The 8333-nt window shown below is 69.3% G+C and carries 6 protein-coding genes; 4 read left to right on the top strand and 2 right to left on the bottom strand.

The features are described 5' to 3' along the window. The first annotated feature begins 28 nt into the window (after nt 1–28). Entirely contained in the window at nt 29–1105 is a 1077-nt protein-coding gene (gene bamC, locus V7026_RS10250) for an outer membrane protein assembly factor BamC (protein WP_334155296.1), read from the top strand. A gap of 46 nt (nt 1106–1151) precedes the next feature. On the opposite strand, the gene ahpF is transcribed toward bamC, so the two are convergent. Together ahpF and ahpC are read right to left on the bottom strand one after the other, a co-directional pair. Then, a complete protein-coding gene (gene ahpF, locus V7026_RS10255) occupies nt 1152–2738 on the bottom strand; it encodes an alkyl hydroperoxide reductase subunit F (RefSeq protein ID WP_334155288.1) in 1587 nt (528 codons plus the stop codon). A 129-nt stretch (nt 2739–2867) separates the two neighbouring features. Then, the gene (gene ahpC / locus V7026_RS10260) at nt 2868–3431 is read right to left on the bottom strand and encodes an alkyl hydroperoxide reductase subunit C (protein WP_068610816.1); all 564 of its coding nucleotides are present in this window, start codon (nt 3429–3431) and stop codon (nt 2868–2870) included. A gap of 343 nt (nt 3432–3774) precedes the next feature. On the opposite strand from ahpC, the gene V7026_RS10265 reads away from it, so the two are divergent. Genes V7026_RS10265 through V7026_RS10275 form a run of 3 tightly spaced genes read left to right on the top strand, consistent with a single transcriptional unit; the run spans nt 3775 to nt 7772 of the window. After that, the gene (locus tag V7026_RS10265; RefSeq protein ID WP_334155291.1) at nt 3775–6000 is read left to right on the top strand and encodes a TonB-dependent receptor; all 2226 of its coding nucleotides are present in this window, start codon (nt 3775–3777) and stop codon (nt 5998–6000) included. Nucleotides 6001–6018: 18 nt separating this feature from the next. Next, nucleotides 6019–6705 (top strand): Fe2+-dependent dioxygenase, encoded by a 687-nt coding sequence (locus V7026_RS10270; protein WP_334155293.1) that lies wholly within the window; start codon nt 6019–6021, stop codon nt 6703–6705. Further along, nucleotides 6702–7772: an alpha-hydroxy acid oxidase gene (locus V7026_RS10275; protein WP_334155295.1), complete on the top strand. Its 1071-nt coding sequence runs from the start codon at nt 6702–6704 to the stop codon at nt 7770–7772. Before V7026_RS10270 ends, V7026_RS10275 begins: the two co-directional genes overlap by 4 nt. Nucleotides 7773–8333 lie beyond the last annotated feature (561 nt).

The raw sequence follows: 8333 nt of genomic DNA on the forward strand, positions 1-8333 counted from the left end.
CCCCTCCACCGCGTGGCGGCTCGCGCCCCTGGCCCTGGCGGCGCTGCTCGCCAGCGGCTGCTCGGTGCTGGAGGAAGACCGCATCGACTACAAGAGCGCCAAACAGATCAACCGCCTGGAAGTCCCGCCGGACCTGACGCAACTGGCGCGCGATTCGCGCTATGCGCTGCCCGGGGCGTCGGTCACCGCGTCGGGCTATGAGGCCACGGCCGCCGCCCGACCCACCGGCACCGCCGCCCCCGCGCAAATCGGCGATGTCCGCATCGAACGGGCGGGCAACCAACGCTGGCTGGTCGTGGACCGCGCGCCCGACGACCTGTGGCCTGCGCTGCGCGACTTCTGGCAGGAAAACGGCTTTCTGCTCACGCTGGACCAGCCGCAACTGGGCCTGATGGAGACGGATTGGGCCGAAAACCGCGCCAAGATCCCGCAGGACATCATCCGCTCCACGATCGGCAGGCTGTTCGACAACCTGTACTCGACCGGGGAGCGAGACAAATTTCGCACCCGCGTGGAGCGCAACGCCGCGGGCGGCAGCGAAATCTTCATCAGCCACCGCGGCATGGTGGAGGTCTACACCACCGAACGCAAAGACAACACCGTCTGGCAGGCCCGCCCTGCCGATCCGGAGCTGGAGGCCGAGTTTCTGCGCCGCCTGATGGTCAAGCTGGGCGTGAGCCAGGAACAATCCAAGGCTGCCACCGCTGCGGGCGCGCGGCCGGCGATCGCGCGCATCGAAACGGTCGATGGCCAGCCGGCAGTGGTCATCGACGAAAACTTCGACCGGGCTTGGCGCCGCGTGGGGCTGGCCCTGGACCGCAGCGGCTTCACGGTGGAAGACCGCAACCGCGCCGAGGGGACGTACTTCGTGCGCTATGTGCCGCCGGATGCGAATCCGCAGGCGCAAGAACGCGGCTTCCTCGGCCGCATCACCGGCTGGTTTGGCAGTTCCAGCGCGGCGCAAAGCGGACCGACGCGCTACCGCATCCGCGTTACCGCCACCGGCGAGCGGGCCACAGTGGTCGTGCTGGACGGCAACGGTCAGCCGGACCGTTCCGCCACTGCGCAGCGCATCGCGCAGCTCATCGCCAACGACATAAAGTAAAAAAAACCGGGCGGTGCCAAGCGCCGCCCGGGTGCGTTCTGGCCCGTCAGACCGCCGCAGGCTCCGCCCGCGGCGCCGGGGTGCGGATCAGGTAATCGAAGGCCGACAGCGCCGCCTTGGCCCCTTCACCCGCCGCGATGACGATTTGCTTGTAGGGCACCGTCGTGCAGTCGCCCGCGGCAAAGACGCCGGGCACATTGGTGTGCCCCTTGTCGTCGATCACGATTTCGCCGAAGCGGTTGCGCTCGACCACACCATCCAGCCACTCTGTGTTGGGCACCAGCCCGATCTGCACAAACACACCCTCCAGCGCCAGGGTCTGCTCCGCCCCGCTGGCGCGGTCGCGCCAGCGCAGGCCGGTCACCTTCTGGCCGTCGCCTTCCACAGCCAGGGTCTGGGCCTGGGTCAGCACGGTCACGTTGGGCAGGCTCTTGAGCTTGCTGACCAGCACCGCGTCGGCCTTGAGCTGATCGGCAAACTCCAACAGCGTCACGTGTGCAACGATGCCGGCCAGATCGATGGCGGCCTCGACGCCGGAGTTGCCACCGCCGATCACTGCCACGCGCTTGCCCTTGAACAGCGGGCCGTCGCAGTGCGGGCAATAGGCCACGCCGCGGTTTTTGTACTCGGCCTCGCCGGGCACATTCAGGTTGCGCCAGCGCGCACCGGTGGCCAGGATCACGCTGCGGGCGCGCAGTTCGGCCCCGTTGGCCAGTTGCACCCCGACGTAGCCGCCCACCGCTTCGGCGGGCAACAGCGCTGCAACCGGCTGACCGTTCATCAGGTCCACCTCGTAGTGGCGCACCTGCGCTTCCAGCGCGGCGGCAAACTTCGGGCCGTCGGTTTCCAGGACCGAGATGTAGTTCTCGATCGCCAGCGTGTCGTTCACCTGCCCGCCGAAGCGCTCGGCCACGATGCCCGTGCGAATACCCTTGCGCGCAGCATAGACGGCGGCGGCGGCTCCGGCCGGGCCACCACCGACGACCAGCACGTCGAACGGATCTTTGGCCGACAACTGGGCCGCGGCGCGCGCCGCCGAGCCCGTGTCGAGCTTGGCGACGATCTCCTCCAGCGATGTGCGGCCGGAGACGAACACCTCGCCGTTGAGCAAAACCAGCGGCACGGCCATCACATTGCGCAGCTCGACTTCGGCCTGGAACAGCGCACCGTCGATGACGGTGGCGTGCACGCGCGGGTTGAGGATGGCCATCAGGCTGAGTGCCTGCACCACATCCGGGCAGTTGTGGCACGACAGCGACATATAGACCTCGAAGCGATACTCCCCGTCGAGGGCACGCACCTGGTCCAGCACCTCGGGCGCCACCTTGGGCGGGTGCCCACCGGTCCACAGCAACGCCAACACCAGCGAGGTGAATTCATGCCCCAGCGGGATGGCGGCAAAAGTTAGGTCCTGCGCCCCATCCGGCCGGCGGATGGCGAAGGACGGACGGCGCGCATCGGTGCCGTCGGTGCGCACGGCGATCTTGCCGTCGGACAGCCGGGCGATGGTGCGCAGCAGTTGCTCCAGCTCACGGGCGCTGGCCGAGTCATCGAGCGAGGCCACCAGCTCGAACGGCTGGCTGACACGCGTCAGATAGGCCTGAAGTTGGGATTGCAGTTGATCGTCGAGCATGGGGTTCTCCGGGGATGGGCGGGATGACTGGGGCAGCATCCGACCGTCCGGCCCAGACCCACAGGCGCTGGGGCCGGAGGGCGGTCCGACGGGGGAGCCGGACCGCAGAGGCGGTTCGGACCGTCGGGATCAGATCTTGCCGACCAGATCCAGCGACGGAGCGATGGTCTTGGCGCCCTCGTTCCACTTGGCCGGACAGACTTCACCCGGGTGCTCGGCCACGTACTTGGCGGCCTTGAGCTTGCGCAGGGTTTCCTTGACGTCGCGCGCGATGGCGTTGTCGTGGATCTCGGCGGTCTTGATCACCCCCTCCGGGTTGATCACGAAGGTGCCGCGCAGGGCCAGGCCTTCTTCCTCGATGTGCACGCCGAAGGCGCGGGTCAGTTGGTGCGTGGGGTCACCCACCAGCGGGAATTTGGCCTTGCCCACGGCCGGGCTGGTCTCGTGCCACACCTTGTGCGAGAAGTGGGTGTCCGTGGTGACGATGTAGACCTCGGCGCCCAGCTTCTGGAACTCGGCGTAGTTGTCCGCCGCGTCCTCCACCTCGGTCGGGCAGTTGAAGGTGAAGGCCGCCGGCATGAAGATCAACACCGACCACTTGCCCTTGAGGGACTGCTCGGTGACTTCGACGAACTTGCCGTTGTGGAAGGCCTGGGCCTTGAACGCGGGGACTTGGGTGTTGATCAGCGACATGCTGCTTTCCTTTCGTGGTTGAAAAACGGGCTCGACCGGAGCCGCCGTGGGCCGCTTGCGCGGAGGGCTCGACTCCGTGAAAACGAGCATATCATAGCTCACAACAATCGTTATGCATGATTGATAGCGTTTATTCGATGGATAGCTGCTTATGAATTTGTTTATGCGAATCGTTCTCATTTGCATATAATATGTAGCGTCGTTTTCAGCATCCTTTCCCACCTCCATCCCTTCCACACTTGCGCATCACACGCTGCGTCGTTTGACCACCATGCCACGCTCTCGCCCCATTTTCCCCTCGCTCGCTCCCCGTCGCGCCACCCCGCCCACCGCTGCTCGAACCATGGCCGCGCTACCGCTGGGGGCGCTGTTGCTCGCCAGCGGTCTGCAGGCCGCCGCCCAAACCGCCACGCCCGCCCCCGACGCCGTGGCTGGCAGCCTGGACACCGTCACCGTGCGCGACGCGGGCGACCCGACCGAAATCCGCGCCAAAAGCACCCTGCGCGCCACCGACACCCGGCTGGGCAAAGGCCAGCAAGCCCTGCGCGACATCCCCCAGCATGTGACGGTGATGACCGAGCAACTGCTGGACGACCGCAACCTCGACGACTTTCGCGAGGTGCTCAAGGCGACCGCCGGCGTGACCTTCCTGGCCGGCGAAACCGGCGAGGAGGATGTGCGCCTGCGCGGCTTCTCGCTCGGACAAGCGGGCGACATCTACCGCGACGGCCTGCGCGAGGGCCAGCTCATCACCCGCGACACTTTCGCGACCGAGCGGGTCGAGGTGCTCAAAGGGTCGGCATCGATGCTGTTCGGCAAGGGCTCGACCGGCGGCGTCGTCAACCAGGTCACCAAGCAGCCGTTCCTGATGGACCGGTACGAGGCGGAACTCACGCTCGGCAGCGGCGGCCACCGCCGCGTACAGGCCGATCTGAACCGGCCCCTCGGCCCCGACAGCGCGGTGCGCCTGAATGCCATGGCCCAAAACAGCGACAACTGGGGGGCAAAGGACGACCGCCGCGGCCTTGCCGCCAGTTGGCGCACCGACATCGGCGGACGCGACGAGTTCCAGATCGACCTGTACCACCTGCAGACCGAGGGCCGCCCCAACTACAACCACCCCTGGTTGTTGACGGGCAGCGCCACCGACCCCACCCGAACCATCGTGCCGGTGCTGCCCGCCAAAAACTACTACGGACTGGCCAGCGACTACCAAAATACCGAACAAACGGCGCTCACCCTGACCCACACCCACCGCTTCGGCCCGCAGGAGGAGCTGCGCACCACCGTGCGCCATGGCCGCTACGAGCGCGACCTGTGGGTGAGCGCCATCGCCTTCGCCCCCGCCGCGCAGCAGCCAGGGGGACAGGCGGTTTCGCTCGCCAACCCGCCCACGGACGCCACGCGGCTCAACTGCAATCCCAAAGGGCGCTATGGCCAAAGCGATATCACCCAGATCCAAAGCGACTACAGCCACCGCTTCCAGGCTGGGGGGCTGGCCCATCACCTGACGGCGGGGGTCGATCTGACCGTCGAGGATGCGCGGCGCAACAACAGCTTTGGCGGCGCCGCCTCCGGCCTGGGCACCACGGTGGGCACACCCAACGACGGCGCCTGGCGGGCCGACACCCGGGGTGCGCCCCCGCTCAACACCTTCGACGCCGACAGCCTGGGTCTGTATGTCCAGGATGTGGTGGCCTTGACGCCGCACTGGAAGCTGGTGGGCGGGCTGCGCTTCGACCGCTTCCGCGCGACCTACCGCGACACCGCGGGCAACACCGGATCGGTCACCGAGAACCTGTGGAGCCCGCGCATCGGCGCGCTGTACCAACCGAGCGAGACGGCGTCCTACTACGTGTCGCTGGGCCAGTCGTACAACACCTCGGGGGACACCTACCAGTTTGCCCTGGGCACCTTCGCCCCGGGTGGCAGCAACGCCAAGCTGGCCAACACCCCGCCCGAAAAGAGCCGCAACGCCGAAATCGGCGCCAAGTGGGAGCTCTTCCAGCAGCGCGCCAGCCTGGGCGTCGCGCTGTTCCGCGCGGAAAAATTCAACGAGCGCAACACCGACCCCGACAGCGCCGCCCAGCAAATGCTGCTGTCGGGCAAACGCCACGCCACCGGGGTGGAAATCAGCGCGGCAGGGCGCCTGACCCCGAATTGGGAGGTGTTTTACAACCACACCTGGATTCCGAGCGCGCGCATCGACCGCAGCAACCAGGCCTTGTCGGCCAACGGCACCGGCGCCCAGGTCGAGGGCGACCGCCCCGCCCTCACCCCCCGGCACAGCCTGAGCGCCTGGACCACCTATCGCCTCGCCCCCCAATGGCGCGTCGGCATCGGGTGGACGCACCGGGGCGCCCAAAACCCCGAGGGCCAGCGCACCTATGTGGCGCCGTCGTTCACCGCCTGGGACGGCATGGTGGAGTACACGGTCGACGAGCGGACCACGGTCAAGCTCAACGTCACCAACCTGACCGACAAGCTGTATGCCGATGCGCTGTACCGCGGGTTCTACACCCCCGGGGCGCCGCGCAAGGTCATGTTGAGCGTCAAAACGGTGTTCTGAGTCCGCAGGAGCCCTGCCATGCTGCTGCACCTGAAGGGTGTGCTGACGCCCGAGGAGCTGGCCACCGCGCGCGGGCTGCTGGCCGACGAAGCCCTCTGGCTCGACGGCCGCACCAGCGCCGGCGCCCAGGCCTCGGCGGTCAAACGCAACGAGCAACTGGCGCAGGACAGCGAGGCCGCCCGCCGTCTGCAGGCCCTGGTGCGGGCGGCGGTCGGGCGCGATCCGCTGTTCTTGTCGGCGGCGCTGCCGCGGCGCCTGTACAACCCGCTGTTCAACCGCTACCGCCCCGAGGCCCCCGCCTACGGCCCCCATGTGGACGGCGCGGTACTGCACTCGCATGCCGACGACACCTGGGTGCGGACCGACCTGTCGTGCACGCTGTTCCTCAGCGATCCGCAGGACTACGACGGGGGAGAGCTGACCATCCACGACACCTACGGCACGCACTGCATCAAGCTCCCGGCAGGCGACGCCGTGCTTTACCCCGGCACCAGCGTGCACGAGGTGACGCCAGTGACGCGCGGCGCACGCCTGGCCAGTTTTTTCTGGATCGAGAGCATGGTGCGCAGCGACGAACAACGCCGTTTGCTCTTCGAGCTGGACATGAACCTGCTGCGGCTGCGCCAGCAGTTGGGCGAAACGCGCGAGACCCTGGCGCTCAGCGGGGTCTACCACAACCTGCTGCGTCTCTGGGCCACGCCATGACCGCCCGTGCCTACGACACCACACCCGCCGCGCCGCTGGCAGCGTCCGCCATCCGCGCCTACTTCGAGGGCGGCGCGGGTGACGAGGTGACGCTGCGCGCCAACGTCGCAGCCTGGCGCGCCATCGGCCTGCGTCCGCGGGTGCTCGCCACCCCCCGGCAGGTGGACACCCAGGTCACGCTGCTGGGCCGGCGCTGGCCAACCCCCTGGCTGGCCGCGCCCATGGCCCACCTGGCGCTGGCCCATCCGGATGCCGAACGGGGCCTGGCCCTCGCCTGCGCCGCCCAAGGGGCGGGGCTGGTGCTGTCCACCCAGGCGAGCACGGCGCTGGAATCGGTGGCGCGGGCGGTGTTGCCCGAGCCGCAGCGCGGGCCCCTGTGGTTCCAGCTCTACCCGTACGGCGAACGGGACGACTGGCAGCGCCTCGTGCAACGGGCCCACCGCGCGGGCTACGAGGCGGTCGTGCTCACCGTGGACGCCCCGGTGCAGTGGGCGGGCGAGCGCGAGCGCGCCAGCGGCTTTGCGCTGCCCGCGGACTGGCCGCAACCCAACCTACCTGCCCGGCCCGAAACCGGCACGCTGGAGGCCCTGCTGGCGCGTGCGCCCGACTGGGACGACGTCGCCTGGCTGCGGTCGCACAGCCCGCTCCCACTGCTGCTCAAGGGCATCACCCACCCAGCCGACGCGGACCGCGCAGCCGATCTGTGCGACGGACTCATCGTATCGAACCACGGCGGGCGCGTGCTCGACGGCCTGCCCCCGACCGCCGCGCTGCTACCGGCCGTGGTGAAGGCCGTGCAGGGCCGCTGCCCCGTGCTGGTCGATGGCGGCCTGCGCCGGGCGACGGATGGGCTGAAGGCCCTCGCCCTGGGCGCCAACGCCGTGCTGCTCGGCCGGCCGCTGGTGGCCGCCCTGGCCCAGGGTGGCGCCCCTGGCGTGGCCGCCTTGTGGCGGCGTTGGCACGACGAGCTGCGCGGCGCCATGGCGCTGTGCGGGGCCGCGACCATCGACGCACTGACGCCGGCCCTCCTGTGCCACGGCGCTTTCCACCCGTTGGAGTGTCTATGATCCCGATTGCGGTCCTCTTGGCCAGCCTCGTCCTCGTGCTGCTGGCGACGACATGGATTCTGAAGGCATGATGCGCGCCGCATTCGTCCCCCCAGCCCCTGCGCCGGCCCCGCCACCGCCAGGCCGCGTGACGACCCACCGAGCCCGGCTGCCAGGCACGGTGGCGGGGGTGCTGGCCGCGCATGCCGCCGCCCTGTGGGCCCTGCACGGTGCCTGGAGCGCACGCTCCGCGTCCCCGCCCGCGCCCACGGTGGTGCAAGCCACTCTGCTGACGGCGTCTTCTGCCGCGGTCCCCGCGCCGCCAGCCGCCTCGGTCGAGGCCCCGGCTCCGCCGCCACGCTCTCTAGCCGCCGCCGAGCGCCCACGCAGTGCGCCGGCCCCTGCGCTCAGCGCGACGCCTGAACGGAGTGCGCCCCCGCCACCCGTTGTGCCAACGGCATCTGCGCCCGTACCGGCGGATCCAGCGCCCGCTGCGGCCGCCGCCCTCACCCCTTCCACCGTGGCGTCGGTGCCGTCCGCCGGCCCCGCGTCCACCCCGCCGGCAACGGACGGGTCAACGGC

The sequence above is a fragment of the Tepidimonas sp. genome (assembly GCF_036825565.1).
Taxonomy (GTDB): Bacteria; Pseudomonadota; Gammaproteobacteria; order Burkholderiales; family Burkholderiaceae_C; genus Tepidimonas.